Here is a 21,687-nt window from a genome sequence, read left to right as displayed (position 1 = left end):
GGCGGTGGCCTCCGCGGCCGCACCGCCCGCGCTTGACACTGCTTACTGACCGGTAACAGACTGTGGCCTCGTGTTGGTTACCGCTAGTAACCTGCGCATGGACCAGTACAGACAGGTGGAGGGGACATGGCGGAGTTCACCATGGAGCTCAACGACGACCAGAAGCAGGTACGGGACTGGATCCACGGCTTCGCCGCCGACGTGATCCGGCCCGCGGCCGCCGAATGGGACGAGCGCGAAGAGACTCCCTGGCCCGTCATCCAGGAGGCCGCGAAGGTCGGCATCTACTCGCTGGACTTCTACGCCCAGCAGTTCTTCGACCCGACCGGCCTCGGTGTCCCGATGGCGATGGAGGAGCTCTTCTGGGGCGACGCGGGCATCGCCCTGTCGATCGTCGGCACCGGGCTCGCCGCGATCGGCGTCCTCGCCAACGGCACCGAGGAGCAGATCGGCACCTGGATCCCGCAGATGTACGGCGACCAGAACGACGTGAAGGTCGCCGCCTTCTGTTCCTCCGAGCCGGACGCGGGCTCCGACGTCGGCGCCATGCGCACCCGGGCCGTCTACGACCAGGCCAAGGACGAGTGGGTGCTCAACGGCACCAAGACCTGGGCGACCAACGGCGGCATTGCCAACGTCCACATCGTGGTCGCCGTCGTCGACCCCGAGCTCGGTACCAAGGGACACGCCTCCTTCATCGTGCCGCCCAACACCCCGGGTCTGAGCCAGGGCCAGAAGTTCAAGAAGCACGGCATCCGTGCCTCGCACACCGCCGAGGTGGTGCTGGAGGACGTACGGGTGCCCGGTTCCTGTCTGCTCGGCGGCAAGGAGAAGCTGGACGAGCGGCTCGCGCGGGCCCATGAGCGGGCGCGCAGCGGCGGTGCGGGCGAGCGCGTGAAGAACGCGGCCATGGCCACCTTCGAGGCGTCCCGTCCGGCGGTCGGCGCCATGGCGGTCGGCACGGCGCGGGCCGCGTACGAGGTCGCCCTCGACTACGCCAAGACGCGCACGCAGTTCGGCCGCCCGATCATCGACAACCAGGGCGTGGCCTTCCAGCTCGCCGACATGCGGACGCAGATCGACGCGGCCCGGCTGCTGGTGTGGCGGGCGTCCTGGATGGCGGTCGCGGGCCGGCCCTTCACCTCGGCGGAGGGCTCGATGTCGAAGCTCTACGCGAGCGAGGTCGCGAAGAAGGTGACCGCCCAGGCGCTCCAGATCCTCGGCGGCAACGGCTTCACCCGCGAGTACCCGGTGGAGCGCATGCACCGCGACAGTGCCATCTACACCATCTTCGAGGGAACCAGCGAGATCCAGCGGCTGGTGATCGCCCGCACGATCTCCGACATGCCGATCCGCTAGGCGCTGTGCCTCGCACCGTGGTGCGGGGGGCCCGGGACGGGCCTCAGCGCCACGGTGCGAGGCAGAGGGGCGCGGCCTCCAGGCTGCGCTCGGAGACGCTGATCAGCTCGCCCTCCGCACAGGTCGCGCCGGGGGTGTCCAGCCGCTTGGTGATCCGGTACTTGGCCAGCGCGGAATCGCAGCCCTCCACGACCAGCTTCTCGGTGCGGAAGCGGTCCGCGTCCTGCACGCACGTGCCCACGGACAGCTCCCTCGGCCCGCTGTCGTCGCCCACCACCAGGCCGATCACGAGCAGGGCCGGGAACGCGAGGATCACGGCGAGCAGCGGGACGAGGCCGGCCAGCGCCGGGGGGCGCCGCCACAGCGGCTTGCCCGGGTCGAGCGGGGGCATGGCGCCGCCCACCGGCGGACCGAGCTTGCGCAGCCTGCCCCACGGGCCGAGGTTGGTCAGCAGGGTGACCGGCGTGATGAGCACCGACAGCGGGCCCCACCAGCCCTGCCAGAGGGTCTTCGCGGACATGTCGCGGACGACGGCGAGCCCGCAGTCGCGGCAGAACGGCCCCTTGCGGCTGAGGAAGCGCATCAGCACGATCATCCCCTGATGACCGTGGACGGTCGTGTCCGCGACGGGCAGCGCCCCGCAGACCCGGCAGCCGTACGCGCCCTGCTCCGGCGTGAGGGGGGCGTACGGGCCCGGTCCCGGGGGCTGGTGCGGAACGTACGGGCCGGCGTGCCAGGGCGGCTGCTGCTGCCAGGAGTACGGGCCCTGGTGCTGCGGCGGTGGCGGGGTGGCCACGGGAGATCCCCCTCGTGCTCGCGGTGATCACCGGTCGTGGTGACGGGTCGAACCCTAACCCCGCCTCCTACGGGCGCAGAATGCCGTGCAGGGCGCGGGAGAAGACGAACCGGCCGGCCGCCGCGACCACCGGGTCGAGCAGGCGGGGGAGCCCGCGCAGACGCAGCTCCTCGGTCCAGACGATCTCCGAGCCGCCCGCCGGAAGGGGACGGATCGCGATCTCCGCCCAGCCCAGGATCACGCGGCCGTGCTTGACGACCTTCACGAGTCCCTCCGAGAGCCCCTCGGGCGGCCGCCAGAGCACGACCTCCATCGGGTCGTCGAATGTGATCCTGGCCACGCCCGTGCGTGCCGTGAAGAGCGTTCCGACGCGTGTCGGAGGCTCCGTCGCGATGATCGTCCGGGTGAAGGGGACCTGCGCGCCGTGGCGCTCCCAGTCCGTCAGCCTCAGCCAGGCCTCGGAGGCCGGCAGGTGCGTACGGTGAACGAACCGGATAGCGGGCATGAGCGCATGGTAATCGGGCATACACACCCTGAACTGGACCGCGAATATGGGTTCCGTCCGGGGGTGGCGATCAGCAATACTCACCGCCACCGTGGATCGCGGATTCGACCGGGTGACCACCGGCCCTCCCGCCCCACTTTGCGAGGAGGTGCGCCGATGTGCTCCCACCAGCCCCCCTGCCCTGCCGTAGACAGCGCAGACCGCGATGCCGCCCGTACGGTGGCCTTCCACCCCGAACAGGGCTGGAGCCTGCTGTGCAACGGCGCCGTCGTCTTCGACGACACCGGTGAACTGCTCCCCGACGGCCGCGCGGTGGAACCCCGCCGCCCGGCCCTGGTCTGAGCGAGGAGGCAGCATGCGCCAGCAGCTGATCCGCAAGCCCGTCCCCAAGCCAGCCCCCCGAGACCTGGACCTGCGCACACCGTCGGGCAGACCCCTCCCGTACTGACGGGAGCCCAGGACTTACGAGGACGTCCACCGGCTGCCGGTCAGCCGGTGGACGCCGCGGCGCCGCCCCGGAACGCCGCCTCGAACGCGGCGTCGCCGATCGCCGCCCTGGCCGTCCGCTCGCCCTGGTCCCGCAGGGCCGTCAGCGAGGGCGAGCCGCCCATCTGCGGCCGGCCGACCGTGCGCCACCAGGCGTGCCCGGTGCCCAGCAGCCGAGCCGCCAGCTCCCCGTCGCCCAGTCCCGCCACCGCCGCGGCCAGCAGGTCCAGGCCCAGCGCGATGCCGAAGCGGTCGCCCAGCAGCCGTTTGCCGGACAGCATGGCCCGCACGTGCCGGGCCGCCTCCCCGTGGTCGCCCAGGCCCAGCGCGGCCACCGCCAGGACGTAGTCGGCGTACGCCCGCAGCCAGCGCTCGCCCAGCTCCGCGCAGGACTCCCGCAGGTCCCGCGCCTCCTCGGTGGCCTCGTCGAAGCGCCGCAGATCGCACAGGGCGTAGCTGGTGGCCAGCTTGCACAGGAGCCAGCCCGGAGCGCTGGTCCGCCCGCCGTGGCCTGCCCGCGCCCGCGGACCGGCCAGCGCGAGGGCCCGTACGGGGTCGCCCGGCATCAGCACCGACACGGCGTGCAGGTAGGCCGCGCGCAGCTCCCGCTCGGGGTCCGCGAGCAGGGCCGCCGCCCGGGTGCACTCCTCGCCGGTCCGGCGTGCCGTGTCCATGTCGCCCTGGAGCAGCGCGGTGAGTCCGAGGGCCCACAGGGCCTGGTGGTGGGCGGCTCCCGTGGCCGGGGCGGCGCGCAGCGCCCGTTCCAGGAAGCCGCGGCCCTCGTGCACGTGCCCGCACGCGAACCAGTAGAACCACAGCGCCCCGGCCATCTCCAGCGCCGCCGTCGGGTCGGAGCCCAGCAGATGCTCCAGGGCCGTACGCAGCTGCGCGTGCTCGGCGGTCATCCTGCGGTACCAGTCCACCTGCCCGGGGCCCAGCCAGCCCCGGTCGGCGGCCTGGGAGAGCGCCCCGTACCAGTGGGCGTGCCGGTCGGCGACGATCCGCGTCTCGCCGAGCTCGTCCAGCCAGTCGTGCCCGTACTCGCGGATCGTGTCCAGCATCCGGTAGCGGGATCCGGCGCCCCGCTCCTCGGTGCGCCGGACGACCGACTTGGCGACCAGGCCCGCCAGTACCCGCTCGACCCGGGAGGCGGGCAGCGGGCCGCCCGCGCACACGGCGCGCGCGGCGGCGACGTCGAAGTCCCCGGTGAAGACCGAGAGCCGGGCCCACAGCAGCCGTTCCAGCGGCTCGCACAGCTCGTGGCTCCAGCCGATCGTGGTCCGCATCGTCCGGTGCCGGGGCAGCAGGACGGCCCGGGTGTCGGCGAGCACGTCGAAGCGCTCGCCGATCCGCGCGGCCATCTGCTCCAGCGTCCACAACCGCATCCGGGCGCCGGCCAGTTCCAGGGCGAGCGGGATCCCGTCGAGGCGGCGGCAGAGCTCGGCCGCGACCGCGGTCCGGCCGGCGTCCTCGAAGGCGGCCGACGCCTGCGGGGTGGCGGCGAGGGCTCGGGCGCGGAAGAGGGCGAGGGCGTCGCTGTCGGGCCCTTCGCAGGGCAGCGGGCGGATCTCGACGACCTCCTCGCAGGGGGAGCCGAGCGGCTCCCGGGAAGTGATCAGAACCGTCAGCCCGGGTGCGGACTGCAGGAGTTCACCCACCAGGTGCCGGCAGTCGGTCACCAGGTGCTCGCAGGTGTCGAGCACGAGAAGGAGGTCCTTGTCGGCCATCCACGCGCACAACTCCTCGTCGAGGGAGCGTGCGGAGTGGTCGGCGAGGCCGACGGCGTGGGCGACGGTCGTGGCGAGCAGAGCGGGGTCGCGCAGCGGCGACAGCTCCACCCACCAGACGCCGTCGCGCCGTGCGCGGCCGGCCGCGGTGGTGGCCCGCAGGGCGAGCCGGGACTTGCCGACACCGCCCACCCCGGTGAGCGTGACCAGCCTGCGCTCGCGCAACAGGCCGTCGAGGAGGCGGAGTTCGCGTTCCCGGCCGACGAAGCTCGCCGATTCCGGCGGCAGGTTTCCCGGCGCGGCGCCAGAGTCCGGCGCAGCACCGCCGCCCGCGGAATCTGCCTGATTGTTGTTGACCGAGTACTCACCGAACACGGATGTATTGTGCGTGATCTTCTTTCACGCCAATGCCGTTCAGGCCAGATCGCTGCCTGATTTCACGCTTTGAGGGTGACTGTCCGCTCCGCCGAGAAAGCTCCCCAGTTGCCGTCGGGCAGCCGGGCGCGCAGTTTCACCGCCCATACCGTACCGGCCGGCTCGGTCACCGCGATCCGGTGCTCCGCCCGTCCGCTGGGTACCGCGCCGGCGCCGAACTGGATGACGGTGGTGGGCCGTCCGTTGACGTACAGCTCGTACTCGCTGGTCTCGCGGCCGGTGTCCGGGGCGGTCCAGGAGAGGGTGACCGTGCCGGGTGAGGCGGTCGCCGTGAACTCGGCGGGTGCGGTGCCCGGTCCGTCGCCGGAGGCGGGCGGGGTGGTCACGTCCACCGCCGGGCCGTCGGGGGAGGAGTTGTCGGCCCCGTCGCGGGCCCGCACGGTGAACGTGTAGACGGTGTCCGGCCGGAGGCCGCTCAGGGCGGTGGAGGTCTCCCCGGGGCCGACGGTGTGGATCCGGACACCGCCCTGGTAGACGTCGTACGCCGTCACGCCCGTGTCGTCCGTCGCGGCGGACCAGGACAGCCCGGCGGCCCGGGGTCCGGTGGCCCGGCCCGTGGTGGCGGCCGGGGCGGTGGGCGCCCGGCGGTCCTCGGCGGTGGCGGCCGGGGTGGTCGCCGAGGCGGCCGGACCCGTCCCGGAGAGGTTCCCGGCGGCGTCCTCGGCGCGGACCGTGAAGGCGTAGGCGGTCTGCGGGGTGAGGCCGGTGATGTCCACCATGCTCTTGTCGGCCGGGAGTTCGCGGACCAGGCGGCCCGCTTCGAAGACCTGGTAGCCGGTCACCCCGTCGCGCTCCGCGGCCGCCTCCCACATGACGTGCACGGTGGTGGCGCTGCCGGCCTGTGCGGTGAGCCCCGCGGGTGCGGGCGGGGGCTCGGTGTCGGGCGCGGTGCACGCCGCCGGGCCGGCGAGGGCCAGGCACAGGGCGAGGGTCGGGGCGGTGCGTCGCACGGGGTGCCATCCTCCGCTTCCTCGTAAAGGTCTAGACATATATGGCACGGGGGCCGGAGGCCGGGCAAGACCCCTGCCGTGCCCGGTTCGTCTTCTTCTGATCACGTCTGGCATTATTGCGAGCTCTTTGCAATAACAATTGATCGCGAACAAGGATGTGCACTGCATGACGGCCCGGACAGCACGGGGAGTGGCCGCCGCGACGCTGGCCGCCGCACTCATCACGGGCACGGCGGCCTGTTCCCACCCCGCAGCCGCAGGCGCGGACTCCGCCGTGGTCGGCATCGCGACCGAGCCCGAGAGCCTCAGCCCGCTGCTGGGCTACGGCAAGGACGGCAACTCCAAGATCTTCGACGGGCTGCTCACGCACGACGCGGACATGAGGCTCAAGCCAGCGCTGGCCGAGGCCCTGCCGGAGGTCTCGGCGGACGGGCTCACCTACACCTACACGCTGCGCCGGGGCGTGAAGTTCAGCGACGGAGCGCCCTTCTCGGCCGAGGACGTCGCCTTCACCTACCGGACGATCCTCGACGCGAAGACGAACAACGCCTCCAAGACCGAGCTGGACGCGATCGCGGGCGTCGAGGCGCGCGGCGGGGACACGGTCGTCTTCACCCTCAAGTACCCCTACGCGCCGTTCGCCGAGCGGACCGTGCTGCCGATCGCCCCCGAGCACATCGCGGGCAGGCAGGACGTCAACAGCGGCGACTTCACCACCCGGCCCGTCGGCACCGGCCCGTACCTGCTGACCGGCTGGTCCAAGGGCGAGAAGCTCAGCTTCACGGCCAACCCCGGCTACTGGGGCGGCGAGCCCGCGGTGAAGAAGTTCACCATGGCCGTCATCAAGGACGACGACGTCCGCGCCACCCGGCTGCGGTCGGGCGAGCTGGACGCGGCGATCCTGCCGCCGAACCTGGCCAGGGCCCTCGGCGATCAGCACGGCACGGGCGACAAGGCGCGCCGGACGTACGCGGCCAAGACCTTCGACTACCGCACCGTGACCCTGCCGACGCACCACGCGGTCACCGGCGACGTGGCGGTCCGTCAGGCGCTCGACATCGCCGTCGACCGGGGCGCCATGGTCGACAAGCTCCTGGACGGCGCGGGCAAGCCCGCCTACGGCCCGGTCCCTACCGGCAGCCCCTGGTTCGCGGCGGGCACGGAGCGCCCGTACGACCTCGACCGGGCGAAGAGGATCCTCGACGACGCCGGCTGGAAGGCGGGCGAGGACGGCATCCGCGTCAAGGACGGCGTCCGCGCCTCCTTCCCGCTCTGGTACACCTCCGGCGACAAGATCCGCCAGGACCACGCGCTCGCCTTCGCCTCCGACGCCAAGAAGGCCGGCATCGAGGTCAAGGCCGAGGCCGGGACCTGGGAGGTCATCGAGCCGCGGATGAAGACCGAGGCCGTCCTCGCGGGCGGCGGCTCCCCGGCCGACCCGGACTTCGACCAGTACCAGCTGCTCACCTCCGCGCTCGGCGGCGACGGCTTCAACAACATGGCCCGGTACGCAAACCCGGCCGTGGACAGCGCCCTCGTCGACGGGCGGCGGAGCGGTGACCAGGCCGCGCGCAGGGCCGCGTACGACACGGTGCAGCGCGAACTCGTGAAGAACCCGGGCTACGTCTTCCTCACCCACATCGACCACGTGTACGTCGTCGACGACAGGTGGGAGGGGCTCACCACCCAGGTCGAGCCGCACGACCACGGCCTCGGCTCCGGCCCCTGGTGGAACGTCGAGAGCTGGAAGCCGAAGCAGAAGTGAGCCGAGCCGCGATGACGGCGCGCATGGCGGGGCGGCGGACCCTGTTCGCCGCCCCGGTCCTGCTCGCCGTCACCTTCGGGGTCTTCGCCATCGCCGCGCTGTCCCCCTTCGACCCCGTCAAGGCCTACGCCGGCACCGCGGGCCTCACGGCCTCGCAGGCCCGGCTCGACCAGCTGCGGACCAACCTCGGCGTGGACCGGCCGCTGGTCGCCCGGTGGTGGGACTGGCTGACCTCCGCGCTCACCGGCGACCTCGGCACGTCCTCGGTCATGCGCCGGCCCGTCGCCGACGTCATCGTGGAGCGGGTGGGCTGGTCGGCGCTGCTCGCGGGCTGCGCCTTCGCGGTCGCGGTGCTCGCGGGCGCGGTGCTCGGAGTGCTCGCCGCGCGCCGGCCGGGCGGCCCGCTGGACCGGTGCGTGTCCGCGCTCGCCTACACCCTGGAGGCCGCCCCGGCCTTCTGGCTGGGGCTGCTGGCCATCTGGTTCTTCTCCGTGCGCCTCGGCCTGCTGCCCTCGGGCGGTCTGACGGACGCGGGCAGCGAAACGGTCACCTTCGGCCAGGTCGTCCCGCACCTGGTGCTCCCCGCGCTGGTGCTCGGGATGTCCCAACTCCCGTGGTTCTTCCTGTACGTCCGCCAGGGCGTGGCCGACGCGCTGGCGGAGGATCCCGTCCGCGGGGCCCGCGCGCGGGGGCTGGCGGAGCGGCGCGTCCTGCTCGGGCACGGCCTGCGCTCCGGCATGCTGCCGGTGCTGACGCTCATCGGCTCCCGGGTGCCTGAACTGATCACCGGCGCGCTGCTGGTGGAGACCGTCTTCAGCTGGCCGGGGATCGCGGCGGCGACCGTACAGGCGGCCACCTCGGTGGACTTCCCGCTGCTGGCGGCGCTGGCAGTGCTGGCCACGGCGGCGGTGCTGGCCGGGAACCTGCTGTCCGACGTGCTGTACGGGCTCGCGGACCCGAGGGTGGGCTTCGATGGCTGACGTGGCTGACACGGTGTGGAGGCCCGTCGGGCGGGCCCGGCGCGGTGCGCGCACGCTGCGCGTGCGTGCCTCGGCCGTGACCGTGGCGCTGATCGTGCTCGCGGTGCTGCTGGTTCCGCCGCTGGCCCAACTGGACCAGCAGGCGATCGACTTGTCGGCAAGGCTCCGAGCGCCCTCGTGGTCCCATCCCTTCGGTACCGACGACGTGGGACGCGACCTGCTGCTGCGCTGTGTGTACGGGTTGCGGGTCTCCCTGCTGGTCGGCCTGGTGGCGGCGCTGGCCGCCACGGTGATCGGCACGGCGGTGGGCGCGGCCGCGGGGGCGCTGGGCGGCTGGACGGACCGGCTGGTGATGCGGGCCGTGGACACGCTGTCCTCGATCCCGCACCTGCTGCTGGGCGTCTTCATCGTGGCGATGTTCCGCCCCGGGGTCTGGCCCGTGGTCGCCTCCGTGGCCGTCACCCACTGGCTGTCGACGGCCCGCATCGTCCGCGCGGAAGTACTGTCCCTGCGCGGCCGCCCGTACGTGGACGCGGCGATCTCGGGCGGCGCCTCGCGATGGCGGGTCGCCGTACGGCACCTGGTGCCCGGCGTCCTCCCGCAGGCGGGCCTCGCCGCGGTGCTGATGATCCCGCACGCGATGTGGCACGAGTCGGCCCTGTCCTTCCTGGGCCTGGGCCTGCCGTCCCACCAGGCCAGCCTGGGCGGCCTCGTGCAGACCGCGCGCGGCTCGCTGCTCGCCGGGGACTGGTGGCCCACGCTCTTCCCCGGCCTCCTCCTGATCATTCCCACACTGGCGATCGCCGGTCTCGCGGGCGCCTGGCGGGACCACCAGAACCCCCGGCGCCGCTCGGAGCTGACCCTGTGACACCCCCGGCCCCCGTCCCCGCCCGCTCCGCCGGAGCCGACGGCCCCCGCCCCGGCCCCGCCGAGGCCGTCCTACGCGTCGAGAACCTCTCCGTCCGCTTCCGCATGCCCGCGGGCCGGTACGTCGAGGCCGTCACCGGTGCCGGCTTCTCCCTCGCCCCCGGCGAGTGCCTCGCCCTCGTCGGCGAGAGCGGCTGCGGCAAGTCCGTCCTCGCCTCCGCCCTGCTCGGCCTGCTCCCCGGCAACGCCGAGACCGCCGGGTCGGCCCGGCTCGCCGACGGGCTGGACGTGCTCGCCGCCGACGAGCGGACCCTCGCCCGGGCCGTACGGGGCCGCCGCATCGGCCTGGTCCCGCAGAGCCCGGCCGCGCACCTCACCCCGGTCCGCACCATCCGGGCCCACCTGGAGGAGACCGTCCGCGAACTGGCCGGCGGCGGCGCCGGCCGCGCGAGCCCGGCCACGGCGACCGGACCGCGGCTGCCGGGCGCGGCCGGCCAGGGCGCCGGCCCCGACGGGGCCGACCGGCCCGCCCCCCGGAAACGACTCGGCAAGGCCGCCCTGCGCTTCGCGGCGGAGGCGGCGGCCCAGCGAGCCGCCTTCCCCGCCTCCCACCTCGACCGCTACCCGCACCAGCTCTCCGGCGGGCTCGCCCAGCGCGCCGCCACCGCCCTCGCCCTCATCGGTGACGCGCCGCTGCTCCTCGCCGACGAGCCGACCACCGGGCTGGACCGCGACCTCGTCCACCGCACCGTCGACGAGCTGCGCGCCCACACCCGCGACGCCGGCCGGGCGCTGCTGATGATCACGCACGACCTCGTGGCGGCCGAGCGGATCGCCGACACCGTCGCCGTCATGTACGCCGGCCGGATCGTCGAACTGACGTCGGCCGAGGCCTTCTTCGGCAGGTCCGGCCCCCGCCACCCCTACGCCCGGCGTCTGCTCGACGCCCTCCCCGAGCGCGCCTTCACCCCCATTCCCGGCTTCCCGCCCGAACTCGGCGCCCTCCCGGCCGGCTGCGCCTTCGCCGCCCGCTGCGTAGCCGCGGACCGGGTCTGCCGCGCGGAGCGGCCCGTGCTCACCGAAGGGGTGGCCTGCCACCATGCTTGAGCTCAAGGACATCACCGCGGGCTACGACCGCCGCACCCCCGTCGTCCGCGGCGCGCACCTCACCCTGCGCCCCGGCGAGTCCCTCGGCCTGCTGGGGCCCAGCGGCTGCGGCAAGTCCACCCTCGCCCGGGTCGCCGCCCTGCTGCACCGCCCCGACCGCGGGACCGTCGCCCTCGACGGCCACACCGTGACCGGCTTCGCCCATCGGGCCCAGCGCTCCCTGCGCACCAGCGTCGGCCTCGTCTTCCAGCAGCCCCGGCCGGCCGCGGACCCCCGCCTCAGGCTGCGCGACCTCGTCGCCGAACCGCTCCGGGCGACGGGCCGTCGTACGGAAGTGGAAGCGCGCGTCGCCGAGTTGACGGAACGTGTCGGCCTCGGCGGAGATCTGCTCACCCGCCGCCCCCACGAGGTCAGCGACGGCCAGCTGCAACGCGCCTGTCTGGCCCGGGCCCTGGTGCTGCGGCCGCGCTGGCTGGTCTGCGACGAGATGACCGCGATGCTGGACGCCTCCACCGCGGCCGCGCTGGTCACCGTGGTCGAGGAGTACCGGGCCGAGACCGGCGCGGGCCTCCTCGCCGTCGGCCACGATCCGGTGCTGTTGGGGCGCTGGTGCGACCGTACGGCCCACTGGAACGAGATCGTCAAGGACTGACCGTCCGTCACGGACGGTCAACACCCGTACGGCGGACACGTCTTTCGCCCGTCGGCACCCCTGACTGCGCCACCATGGCGCCGAGTAAGGAGGTTTCGATGGTGATTTCCCTCTCGGTGGTCGTCCTGCTCCTCATCCTCGCCTGGATCTTCGTGCGCAGCGGCGGGCTCAAGTTCTCGCACGCCGTCATCTGCGTGCTGCTCGGCTTCTACCTCGCGAGCAGCAGCATGGCCGCGACCATCCACGACGGTCTGACGGCCACCGCGAACGTGGTCTCCAGCCTCAATCCTTGATCGACTGTTGCGCCTTCGTGAATCATCCGGCTCCTCCATGGACTCCTCGGGCAGTGCGATCTAGCGTCTGGCGGCGGCGCGATGTCAGACGTGATGTCAACAGAACTGAAGAGAAACGGAGGAGCCCGGATGTTCCGAAGAGCGCTGAACTGCGCTGTGGTCCCGGTCGTCGCCGCGTTCACGGTGATGTACGGAGTCCCGTCGGCCCAGGCCGACGAGATACCCAAGGCCCCCGGCCACCGCCTGATCAGCCACTACGACGGCAGCCCCGCGGCCGCCGCACCGCTGCCCGGCGAGGCTCCGCCGCAGCACCCCTTCCTCGCGCCCAACGGCCGCAGCGGCATGCACTCCGACGCGGCCGGCAGCGCCACGTCCCCCTGGTCCGGGCCGCTCGGCAGGAACCCGCGGGTGACCAGCGAGAAGATCGCCGCCCTCGGCGGGGAGTGCGCCACCGCCACCTTCGACGCGGGCGGCCGGCTCGTCACGGTGTGCGGCACCTTCTCGGGCTTCAAGGTCAAGCTCCTGGAACCCCGCACGCTCGCCACGCTCGCGGAGTACCAGCTCCCGCAGCGTTCCTCGACGGTCGAGGCGATCACCTCGCTGGACTTCTCGAAGATCTTCAAGGACACCTCGGGCGGCGCCTACTTCTACCTGGACGACCAGGACCGGGCGGTGCTGGCCGACTCCCGCCAGCACATCCTGCGGCTCGCCCACGCGCAGAACCCCGACGGCAGCTGGAGGTTCACCGTCGAGGACGACTGGGACCTCACCGGCCAGGTCCCGCATGACTGCGTCAGCTGGGCCAACCTGTGGCCCAGCGGCACCTGTGACCCCGTCACCTCCGTCATGCCCGACTGGGACGGCCGCATCTGGTGGGTCACCCGCCAGGGCCGCGTCGGCACCGTGGATCCGGCGACCTCGGAGATCCGCTCCGTCCGGCTCGACGGCGAGGAGATCCAGAACTCGTTCTCGGTCGCCGAGGACGGCGTCTCCATCGTCACCGACCACGCGCTCTACAGCTTCCGCGCCGCCGCCGACGGCACCCCCGAGGCGCAGTGGCGCCAGACGTACGACCGCGGCACCGGGACGAAGCCCGGCTCCGTGAACCAGGGCTCGGGCACCACCCCGGACCTCTTCGGCAACGGCTACGTCGCCATCACCGACAACGCCGACGACCGGATGAACGTCCTGGTCTACAGGCGTGGCGCGGACGTCCCCGCGGACCGGCGGCTGGTCTGCAAGGTGCCGGTGTTCGGCTCCGGCGCCTCGACCACCGACAACTCCCTGATCACCTGGGGCAACAGCATCGTCGTCGAGAACAACTACGGCTACGAGAACCCCACCACGCTGCTGCTGGGCAAGTCCGTCGTCGGCGGCGCGGCCCGCATCGACGTCCGCGCCGACGGCAGCGGCTGCGACACGGTGTGGGAGAGCGCGATCCGCTCGCCCTCCGTCGTTCCGAAGCTCTCCACCGGGAACGGGCTGCTCTACTTCTACGAGAAGGAGCCCAACTTCTGGGGCGTCGACGCCTGGTACCTCACCGCGGTGGACTTCCGCACCGGTGAGCGCCGCTGGCGGCAGCTGACGGGCACCGGCGCGCTGTACGACAACAACTGGGCCCCGATCACCCTCGGCCCCGACGGCACCGCGTACGTCGGCGTCTTCAACGGCATCGTCGCGGTCCGCGACGGCGGCTGACCCCGCCTGTCGGAGCCGGCCGGCACGAGACCCGTGTCCGGCCGGATCGGGGGCCGGCGGCCCCCGCCGCCCGCACCCTCCTCGTCATCGCCGGGGGATCCTGGAGATCTCCGCGAGCCGGGCCCCGACGTCCAGACTCCAGAGCCGTACGGTTCCGTCCGTGCTGCTGCTGGCCACCGTCCGCCCGTCGGGGGCGAAGGAGACCCCCCACACCGCGCTGGCGTGACCGCTCAGCGCGGCCACCGGACGGCGCCCGGCCACGTCCCACAGCCGCACCGTACGGTCGTTGCCGCTGCTGGCCAGGGTCCGGCCGTCGGGGGAGAAGGCGATGCCCCGCGCGGAGCCGGTGTGCCCGGTGAGCGCCGCCTCGAAGCGCCGGCGGCGGGCGTCCCACAGGCGCACGGTCCCGTCGTTGCCGCTGCTGGCGAGGGTCCGCCCGTCCGGACTGAAGGCCACGCCCCGGACGGCGCCCGTATGGCCGGTGAGCGCGGCCAGTTGACGGACTCCACCCGCACCGCGCGCCGAGACGTCCCACAGCCGTACGGTCAGATCGTCGCCGGCGCTCGCCAGGGTGCGCCCGTCGGGACTGAAGACCACGTCGTTGGCGAAGTCCGTGTGACCGGTGAGCACGGCCAGTTGGCGGCGTGCCGGGACGTCCCACAGCCGCACCGTGCCGTCCGCGCCGGCAGCGGCGAGCGTCCGTCCGTCGGGGGCGTAGGCCACCGAGAACACGGTCCCGCCCCGGCCGGTGAGGGTGGCCGCCGGTGCGTGAGCGGCCACGTCCCAGAGCCGGACCGTGCCGTCGGAGCCCGCCGAGGCCAGGGTCCGCCCGTCGGGGGCGAAGGCCACCGCGAACACGGTCTCGGTGTGCCCCTCGAACGTGGCCACGATCCGTCGCTCCGCCACGTCCCACACGCGCACCGCGTGATCCGCCTCGGCGGTGGCCAGCAGTCTGCCGTCGGGGCTGTACGCGGCGTGCCAGACCTCCGTGAACGGCCGCGACGCCAGCACCGGGCCGCGCAGGTCCCACAGCACCACCGACTGGTCGAACCCGGCGGTGGCCAGTACCGCGCCGGCGGAGTCCACCGCCACACCGAGCACGTAGTCGGTGTGCCCGGCGAGCGTCGCCGTCAGCCGGCCGCCGCGCACGTCCCACAGCCGGGTCGTCCCGTCGCCGTCGGCGCTGACGACCGTCGTCCCGTCCGGCGTGTAGGCCACGCCGTTGACGTCGTCGCTGTGCCCGGTCAGCGTCGCGGTGATCCGGCGCCCGGCCACGTCCCACAGCCGGACGGTCCGGTCGACGCCCCCGGTGGCGACGGACTGCCCGTCCGGAGCGAACGCCGCCCCCAGCACCTCGTCCGTGTGCCCGGCGAGGACGGCCAGCGGGAGGCCCTCCACCGGGTCCCACAGCCGTACGGTCCGGTCCGAGCCGGCCGAGACCAGCGTCCGGCCGTCCGGCGCGTACGCCAGGGCGTTGACCCGGCCGGTGTGGCCGTCGAGGGAGGCCACGGCCCGGTGCTCCCCGGCGGCCTCCCACAGCCGGACGCTCCCGTCGGCGCACGCCACGGCGAGCGTCCGCCCGTCCGGCGCGAAGGCCACGGCCCGGGCGCCGGTGGTGCTCGCCGCGAGGACCGCCGCCGTACGCCCGCCCGCGAGGTCCCAGAGCTGCGCGGGGCCGTCCGTGGAGGCGGCCGCGAGCGTCCGGCCGTCGGGGCTGAAGGCGACGGCGCGGACCCGGCCGGGCATGGTGAAGGCAGCCGTCGTGCGGCGGTCGGCCACCCGCCGCAGCGTCACCGTCCCGTCCGAACTGGCCGTCGCCAGCGTGCCGTTCCCCGGTGCGAAGGCCACCGCGTTGACCGGCCCGCCGTGCCCGCCGAGCCGGGCGATGAACGGCTGCGACTGGGTGCTCAGCAGGGCTCCGCGCGCCTCGGTGGTCGCCGCCGTCCGGTACGCCTCCCCGGCGAGCCGCATCGACGCCTCCGGCTGGCCCGCGGCCAGCGACGCGGACTGCAGGGCGAGCGCCCGTGACCGCGCGACGCGCTCCTGGCCGAGCGCGCCCGCGCGCTGCTGGTACGCCAGCCCGCCGGCGCCCACGGCGAGGGCCAGCAGGACCACGAGCGTGGCCAGCGTCCACTGCCGCAGGCGCACCTGACGCCGGGCCTGCCGCTCCCGGCCGTCCTGCGCGGCCTGGCCCGCCCGCAGGAAGGCCTCCTCCCGCGGCCCGAGCCGGCCGCGGCCGTCGAGCTCGTCGGCCCACGCGCGGGCGGTGTCCAGCCGGGTCCCGCGGTAGAGCGCCGACGGATCGCGGCCCTCGCGTTCCCATTCGGCGGCGGCGTGGGCCAGTTGCTGGTGGATCAGCAGGCCCGAGCGGTCGGCGTGGATCCAGCCGCGCAGCCGCGGCCAGGCGTGCAGCAGGGCCTCGTGGGTGATCTCGACGGTGTCGCGGTCCATGGTGATCAGCCGGGCCCGGACGAAGGTGTCGAGCGCCGCCGCGGCCCGGTCCGCGTCGATCAGCTGTTCCATCAGGGCGGTACGGCTCATCCGGCGGCGGGTCGCGCCCGCGCCGTCGGCGACGTGGACCAGGCGCACCAGGACGCGGCGGATCGTCCGCTGCTCGGCCGGGTACAGGCGGGCGAAGACGGTCTCGGCGGTCCGTGCGATCGCGCCCTGGATGCCGCCGGTCCGCTCGTACCCGGCGACGGTCAGGGTGGCTCCCCGGCGCTGCTGCCAGGTGGCCATCAGCGCGTGGGAGACCAGGGGCAGCGCGCCGGACGGGGTGTGGCCGGGGGTGTCCTCGCCTTCCTCGCGCAGACCGGCGTCGCGCAGCAGCAGGGGGACCAGGCCCGGTTCGAGGGTGACCCCGGCGAGCTCCGCCGGACGCGTGATCGACTCCCGCAGCTCCGCCAGGGTCATCGCAGGCAGGACGAACAGCCCCGCCGTGAAGACCGGGGCCAGCTCCGGCAGGTCCAGGCAGTTCCCGGAGAAGTCGGCCCGTACGCCGAGCACCACCACGGCGGGGTCCGGCCCGGCCACCGCGGGCCCGGAGGTGGACAGGGCCGACAGCACCCGTACGAAGGCGTGCCGCTCCTCCTCGTCGCAGCAGAGGGTGAACAGCTCCTCGAACTGATCGATGATCAGCACGGGCCGGACGGGCGGAGACCGGCGGCCTTGGTCCGACAGCCGGTGGACGGCTTCGAGCAGCACCTGGGGCCGGTCCCGCAGTTCCCGCGCGGTGATGCCGGGATCGCTGCCCAGGACCTTCGCGGTGCGGTCCAGCAGTTCCTCCAGCGGATGCGCGGTGGGAGTGAACCGCACCACCGGCCATGCGGCGGCGCCCGGCATCGGGAAGCCGCCCCGGCGCCGCAGAGCCGGTACGAGACCGGCGTTCAGCAGGGACGACTTGCCGGCGCCCGACGGGGCGACCAGCATCAGCGGGCCGCTCCCGACGCGCTCGAAGACGCGCTCGACCAGCTCGGCCGTCGCCCGCTCCCGGCCGAAGAACCACCCCGCGTCCCGGGCCGTGAAGGCCGAGAGGCCGCGGTAGGGACACTCGCCGTCCGACTGCTGCCCGGTTTCCGACCCGGTCCCGGCGTCCGCATCGGCTCCGGTACCGGGCGGTCCCGTCTCCCGTACCATCCGCAGCAGTTCGCCCCCGGCCCCCAGTACCTCGTCACAGCGGCGCGCCACGTCGGCGGTCACCCGCTTCGAGCCGGTCTCGATCTTGCTGAGATAGCCCTTGCTGTAGTGCGTCCGACGGGCCAGGTCGGCGAGGGACAGTCCGCGTTGCACACGCAGACGCCTCAGCTGTGCGGGAAACGGCGGTGTGGTCTGGTCGTCGGCTGATTCGTGCTGGTGATCGGATTTCCGTCGGCGGTCCGGATCCCCCAAGACATCCCCCATGGCGTGCCCGGGCAGTGAGATGACACTGCCCAGGCTACAGCCGGGGTCGGACCGATTACGGCCGGTTGAGGCGGATCGAGTTGATGGGCGTCAGGTCGGCGTGGACACCGGTCATGGCGGCGATCGGGCTGCCGCAGCCGCCCCCGTTGCTGGCGGTGCACAGGTTTGCGGTCGCACCGCCGTACTGGTTGTTGAGCGCCCAGTGGTTCCCGTACCGGTTGCTCAGCCGTCGGGGGTGCGACCGGGAGACCCCCGGTGACCAGCAGGGCCGCGCGCCGGAGGTCGACACGCCCGTCCAGGTGTCCGCGACGGCGTGTTCCGTGGTCGGGTCGCGGGCGGGTCGCGGGCCACCAAGGCGACGCGCGGGCGGCCACTCGTCCGGACCTCAAAATGAGGCCGTTTGCCCACGGGTTGTGTCCTTCCGCTTGTCCAGTGTGGCGAATTGCCCGGATCGCCCATAACTTCGGCTTCGTGACGAATCGACAGCTCACGGTCCTCGCATGCATCTCAGTCGTCATGGCCGCAGGCCTCGGCGTGGCGGCGCCGCCCGCCGAGGCGGCCACGCACGTGGTGCATCCGGGCGAATCGATCCAGCAAGCGGTGGATGCCGCACAGCCGGGAGACCGCATCCGCGTGCTGCCCGGCACCTACCACGAGAGCGTGAACATCACGAAGTCCCTGAGTCTGCGCGGGTCGGGGCCGGACACCGTGATCACGCCGCCGGTCGCGCCCGCGCGCGCCGAGAACGCCTGCGCGCAGAGCGGCAACGGTATCTGCGTCATAGGAGCCGCGGAGAAGACCGTGGACCGGGTGAGCATCCGGTCGCTGACGCTGACGGGCTTCAAGAAGAGCGGTATCTGGGCCACCCGCACCGACCGGTTGAGGGTCGAGCGCGTGATCGCCGAGCGCAACGGCACCTGGGGCATCGCCCAGGAGCGGTCCACCCGGGGGGTGTTCCGGAACAACATCGCGCGCGACAACGCCGAGTCCGGCATCTTCGTCGCCAACACCATCGACCGCGAGGGCGGCGCCACCGACACCGGCGGTGCCGTGATCCGCAACAACACGCTGACCGGCAACCGGATCGGGGTCACGGTCAGGCGGGTCCGGAACCTCGCCGTCAACGACAACATCCTCACGGGCAACTGCGGCGGGATCTTCGTCGTCGGCGACGAGGGCAAGCCGGGCGCCGGGGCCATGACCATCCGGGGCAACTGGATCTTCGAGAACAACAAGTTCTGCAAGGGCAACACCCGCCTCCCCGACATCCAGGGCGTCGGCATCGTCCTCACCGGAGCCGAGGAGACGGTCGTCCGTTCGAACTCCATCCGCGGCAACGTGGGCGCCTCGCCGCTGTCCGGCGGCATCCTCCTGTTCAAGAGCTTCGTGGGCGCCCGGAACACCGACAACGTCATCAAGGACAACTACGTGAGGGGCAACCAGCCGGCGGACCTGGCCAACCAGGGGACGGGATCCGGCAACACGTTCGTCGGCAACCGGTGCGGGACCTCCCAGCCCGCGGGGATGTGCTGACCCGTGATCCCCCTCATCAGCGGAATCGAGGCCGTATGACCACGGTGAGCACCACCCCCACCCACACCCCCACCTCCACCTCCACTCCCACAGCCACCCCCGCCCCCCAGTCGGCCATGCGGCTGCGCGAGCTCGTCTTCGGCGCGGCGATCGCCGCCGCCGTGCGCGCGGCGGCCCGGCTCGGCGTCGCCGACGCACTCGGGGAGTCGCCGGCCACCGCGGCCGAGCTCGCGTCGGCGGTGGACTGCGAGGCCAAGCCGCTGCACCGGTTGCTCCGCGCCCTCTCCTGCTACGGCGTCTTCGCGGAGACGCAGGACGGCAAGTTCGTCCACACGGAGATGTCACGCCTGCTGCGCGAGGACGATCCGCACAGCCTGCGCTACATCTCCCTGTGGTGCACGGAGCCCTGGACCTGGCAGGCCTGGCCCCTGCTCGACGAGGCGGTGCGCTCCGGCGGGAGCGTCTTCCACGACCTGTTCGGCAAGGGGTTCTTCGACTACCTGCACCAGGACGCGCACGAGTCGGCCCACGTGTTCAACCGGGCCATGACCACCTCCAGCATGCAGTCGGCGCTGGACGTCGCGGAACTCCTCGACCTCACCGGGGTCTCGGTGGTCGCGGACATCGGCGGCGGCCAGGGCCACGTACTGGCGAGCCTGCTGGAGAAACACCCGTCCGTACGAGGGGTCCTGCTCGACCTGCCAGGAGTGGCGGCGAAGGCGGATCCCCGGCTCCGCGAGGGCGGTCCGCTCGCCGAGCGGACCGCCATCGTCCCCGGAGACTGCCGCGAGGCGATCCCGGTGCAGGCCGACCTGTACATCATCAAGAACATCCTGGAGTGGGACGACGACAGCACCCGCAGGACCCTGCGGAACGTCATCGCGGCGGCCCGCCCCGGGGCCAGGGTCGTCATCATCGAGAACCTGGTCGACGACACCCCGTCGATGAAGTTCACCACCGCCATGGACCTGATGCTGCTGCTCAACGTGGGAGGCGCGAAGCACACCAAGAACAGCCTCGTCACGCGGATGGCGGACGCCGGCCTGGAGATCGGCGAGATCCGTCCGGTCAACCCGTACCTGCACGCGTTCGAGTGCACCGTACCCGGGTGACGGCGGCCGACGCGTCGACGCCCCCGGGACCGGCACGGAGCCGGTCCCGGGGGCGCGGGTACCTCTGATCGCGCGGAACTCCCGCGTCACGCGCCGGTCATCAGCGCGTTGTTGACGAGATCCAGGAACTCCCGCGGTGACTTGCACCGGTCCGCGTCGGGGGGCAGGGGCCGGCCGTGCCGGTTCTCCAGCTCCCCGACGATGCCGAGCAGCCCCAGGGAATCGAGCCCCCACTCCTCGAAGTCCGCCTCGGGACGGCTCGCCATCGCGGCGGGGTCGACGGTGACCCCCGCGCCCTTGTGCATCAGGGCGGCCAGTTCTTCCATCGTCAGTCGAGCGGTCATGGCGACCTCTCCTCAGGCTCGCGCCGGCGGACGCCGGTCGGTGATCAGACGCATTTCGGAGCGTCGCAGGAAGCAGGAGATCTCCTCGTCGGTCGTGGGGACGCCGTCCTTGGCGCTGTCGAGCAGCCGGGCGAGCACGGCCGCCTTGTGGTCGCCCTCGACACCGAGCGCCAGAGCCGGCCGGGCGTCGAGCTTGCCCTGCAGGTCCAGGAGCCGGACGACGAAGTCGTCGCGCTGGAAGACGGTGCTGCTCACTATGGGGCTCGCCGGGTCGCCCACGGCGGCCTCGTCCTGGCCGGACAGCAGCCGCGCGAGCGCCATGCCGCACCCGTCCTTGGCGGGATAGAACAGCGCGTGCCGCCGGACGCCTTCGGGCTCGGGCCCGCCGGACGCCACGTGGTGTACGGCGGGGAGCGCCGCCCGGGTGAAGAACATCCGGGCGGAACCGGGGTCGCTGAGGTCCCGGTCCTGTTCCAGGTACGGATTGAGCGCTGCCTCCAGAGCCCTGACCTCGGGCTGCTCGGCCACATGGCGCAAGGCCGCCAGGAGGTCGCCCTCCACCTCGACGGCCCGTACGACCCGGTTGCCGTGCATGAAGAGGGACGTGCGGCGCAGCCGGGTCTTGTCGTCCACCCGGGCCTGCGGGGAGGTGTACCCGGCCAGCAGCTCGGCGACGACGGCCTCGCTGCCCGGCTTGACGGTGAAGGTGAGCGCATGGCGTACGACGCCGTCACCCCGCCGGGGAGCGGAGGCTGCGATCGGGCCGGGCTCGGCGGGTCTGCCCGGTGCGGAGGACCTGACGGTCTCCCGCATCACGCTGAACCGCAGCGAGCGGGTGTCGCGTACGCAGTCGTGCAGCGGCTTGACCATCGTGACGTGCTCCTCGCTGTTCAGCCAGGACAGGAAGCGCGGTGCGCTCTCCCATTCGCTGGTGATGAGCCATTGCGAGGGATTCTCGATGGACTGGCACAACTCGTCGCTGATGTGTCCTGGGACGGACGACACCTGCCGGCGCATGTGCTCGTAGACCTCGAGGAACTGATTCTGAGCCCCGTCGTACAGGTCCAGCAGCAGCACGACGCGAAGCCTCGCGCCGTCGAAGGCGGACTGGGATATCCGTTCCGACAAGGTCGTCATCGTTCACACTCCTTCGAGACATCGCGGTCGCCACGGGGCGG

19 protein-coding genes are annotated in these 21,687 nt (G+C 73.0%); 11 read left to right on the top strand and 8 right to left on the bottom strand.

The window, feature by feature from the left end; genetic code table 11:
- Positions 1–126 precede the first annotated feature (126 nt).
- Positions 127–1,359 carry an acyl-CoA dehydrogenase family protein gene (locus ACGFYQ_RS21990; RefSeq protein WP_393746357.1) on the top strand — a complete coding sequence of 411 codons (1,233 nt, stop codon included), beginning with the start codon at positions 127–129 and terminating at the stop codon, positions 1,357–1,359.
- Between the two features lie 43 nt (positions 1,360–1,402).
- Here ACGFYQ_RS21990 and ACGFYQ_RS21985 read toward each other — a convergent pair whose 3' ends face one another.
- Entirely contained in the window at positions 1,403–2,155 is a 753-nt protein-coding gene (locus ACGFYQ_RS21985; RefSeq protein WP_393746356.1) for a hypothetical protein, read from the bottom strand.
- Between the two features lie 67 nt (positions 2,156–2,222).
- Positions 2,223–2,660 (bottom strand): SRPBCC family protein, encoded by a 438-nt coding sequence (locus tag ACGFYQ_RS21980; RefSeq protein ID WP_393746355.1) that lies wholly within the window; start codon positions 2,658–2,660, stop codon positions 2,223–2,225.
- Between the two features lie 156 nt (positions 2,661–2,816).
- Here ACGFYQ_RS21980 and ACGFYQ_RS21975 point away from each other — a divergent pair, with 156 nt between their 5' ends.
- Positions 2,817–3,002, top strand: coding sequence for a DUF5999 family protein (locus ACGFYQ_RS21975; RefSeq protein WP_393746353.1), 186 nt, complete (start codon positions 2,817–2,819; stop codon positions 3,000–3,002).
- Between the two features lie 146 nt (positions 3,003–3,148).
- Here ACGFYQ_RS21975 and ACGFYQ_RS21970 read toward each other — a convergent pair whose 3' ends face one another.
- Both ACGFYQ_RS21970 and ACGFYQ_RS21965 read right to left on the bottom strand, forming a co-directional pair.
- Positions 3,149–5,248, bottom strand: a complete 2,100-nt coding sequence (locus tag ACGFYQ_RS21970) for an ATP-binding protein (protein ID WP_393746351.1) — start codon at positions 5,246–5,248, stop codon at positions 3,149–3,151.
- A 62-nt stretch (positions 5,249–5,310) separates the two neighbouring features.
- Positions 5,311–6,258, bottom strand: coding sequence for a fibronectin type III domain-containing protein (locus tag ACGFYQ_RS21965; protein WP_393746349.1), 948 nt, complete (start codon positions 6,256–6,258; stop codon positions 5,311–5,313).
- A 166-nt stretch (positions 6,259–6,424) separates the two neighbouring features.
- On the opposite strand from ACGFYQ_RS21965, the gene ACGFYQ_RS21960 reads away from it, so the two are divergent.
- The 7 genes from ACGFYQ_RS21960 to ACGFYQ_RS21930 all read left to right on the top strand — a co-directional run bounded on the left by ACGFYQ_RS21960 (position 6,425) and on the right by ACGFYQ_RS21930 (position 13,620).
- Positions 6,425–8,023, top strand: coding sequence for an ABC transporter substrate-binding protein (locus tag ACGFYQ_RS21960; RefSeq protein ID WP_393746347.1), 1,599 nt, complete (start codon positions 6,425–6,427; stop codon positions 8,021–8,023).
- Between the two features lie 11 nt (positions 8,024–8,034).
- Entirely contained in the window at positions 8,035–9,003 is a 969-nt protein-coding gene (locus ACGFYQ_RS21955; protein WP_393746345.1) for an ABC transporter permease, read from the top strand.
- Complete coding sequence (locus ACGFYQ_RS21950) at positions 8,996–9,871, top strand: ABC transporter permease (RefSeq protein WP_393746343.1); 876 nt, start codon at positions 8,996–8,998, stop codon at positions 9,869–9,871. Before ACGFYQ_RS21955 ends, ACGFYQ_RS21950 begins: the two co-directional genes overlap by 8 nt.
- Positions 9,872–9,975: 104 nt before the next feature.
- Complete coding sequence (locus tag ACGFYQ_RS21945) at positions 9,976–10,977, top strand: ABC transporter ATP-binding protein (protein WP_393746547.1); 1,002 nt, start codon at positions 9,976–9,978, stop codon at positions 10,975–10,977.
- Complete coding sequence (locus tag ACGFYQ_RS21940; protein WP_393746341.1) at positions 10,970–11,629, top strand: ABC transporter ATP-binding protein; 660 nt, start codon at positions 10,970–10,972, stop codon at positions 11,627–11,629. Before ACGFYQ_RS21945 ends, ACGFYQ_RS21940 begins: the two co-directional genes overlap by 8 nt.
- A 98-nt stretch (positions 11,630–11,727) precedes the next feature.
- Positions 11,728–11,922, top strand: coding sequence for a hypothetical protein (locus ACGFYQ_RS21935; protein ID WP_393746339.1), 195 nt, complete (start codon positions 11,728–11,730; stop codon positions 11,920–11,922).
- Between the two features lie 129 nt (positions 11,923–12,051).
- Positions 12,052–13,620: a hypothetical protein gene (locus ACGFYQ_RS21930; protein WP_393746337.1), complete on the top strand. Its 1,569-nt coding sequence runs from the start codon at positions 12,052–12,054 to the stop codon at positions 13,618–13,620.
- Between the two features lie 84 nt (positions 13,621–13,704).
- Here ACGFYQ_RS21930 and ACGFYQ_RS21925 read toward each other — a convergent pair whose 3' ends face one another.
- The gene (locus ACGFYQ_RS21925; protein ID WP_393746335.1) at positions 13,705–17,520 is read right to left on the bottom strand and encodes a helix-turn-helix domain-containing protein; all 3,816 of its coding nucleotides are present in this window, start codon (positions 17,518–17,520) and stop codon (positions 13,705–13,707) included.
- A 55-nt stretch (positions 17,521–17,575) separates the two neighbouring features.
- The gene (locus ACGFYQ_RS21920; protein WP_393746333.1) at positions 17,576–17,809 is read right to left on the bottom strand and encodes a hypothetical protein; all 234 of its coding nucleotides are present in this window, start codon (positions 17,807–17,809) and stop codon (positions 17,576–17,578) included.
- A 182-nt stretch (positions 17,810–17,991) separates the two neighbouring features.
- Between ACGFYQ_RS21920 and ACGFYQ_RS21915 the strand changes: the two genes are divergently transcribed.
- Both ACGFYQ_RS21915 and ACGFYQ_RS21910 read left to right on the top strand, forming a co-directional pair.
- Positions 17,992–19,053 carry a nitrous oxide reductase family maturation protein NosD gene (locus ACGFYQ_RS21915; protein WP_393746331.1) on the top strand — a complete coding sequence of 354 codons (1,062 nt, stop codon included), beginning with the start codon at positions 17,992–17,994 and terminating at the stop codon, positions 19,051–19,053.
- Between the two features lie 35 nt (positions 19,054–19,088).
- On the top strand, positions 19,089–20,165 hold the full coding sequence (locus ACGFYQ_RS21910) for a methyltransferase (protein WP_393746329.1): 1,077 nt from the start codon (positions 19,089–19,091) through the stop codon (positions 20,163–20,165).
- 86 nt (positions 20,166–20,251) lie between these two features.
- On the opposite strand, the gene ACGFYQ_RS21905 is transcribed toward ACGFYQ_RS21910, so the two are convergent.
- Together ACGFYQ_RS21905 and ACGFYQ_RS21900 are read right to left on the bottom strand one after the other, a co-directional pair.
- Complete coding sequence (locus ACGFYQ_RS21905) at positions 20,252–20,509, bottom strand: acyl carrier protein (protein ID WP_393746327.1); 258 nt, start codon at positions 20,507–20,509, stop codon at positions 20,252–20,254.
- A gap of 12 nt (positions 20,510–20,521) precedes the next feature.
- Positions 20,522–21,646: a SchA/CurD-like domain-containing protein gene (locus ACGFYQ_RS21900; RefSeq protein ID WP_393746325.1), complete on the bottom strand. Its 1,125-nt coding sequence runs from the start codon at positions 21,644–21,646 to the stop codon at positions 20,522–20,524.
- Between the last annotated feature and the right edge of the window lie 41 nt (positions 21,647–21,687).

Source organism: Streptomyces sp. NPDC048258, assembly GCF_043201995.1.
Classification (GTDB): domain Bacteria; phylum Actinomycetota; class Actinomycetes; order Streptomycetales; family Streptomycetaceae; genus Streptomyces.
This window is presented reverse-complemented; position numbering and strand designations above follow the sequence as displayed.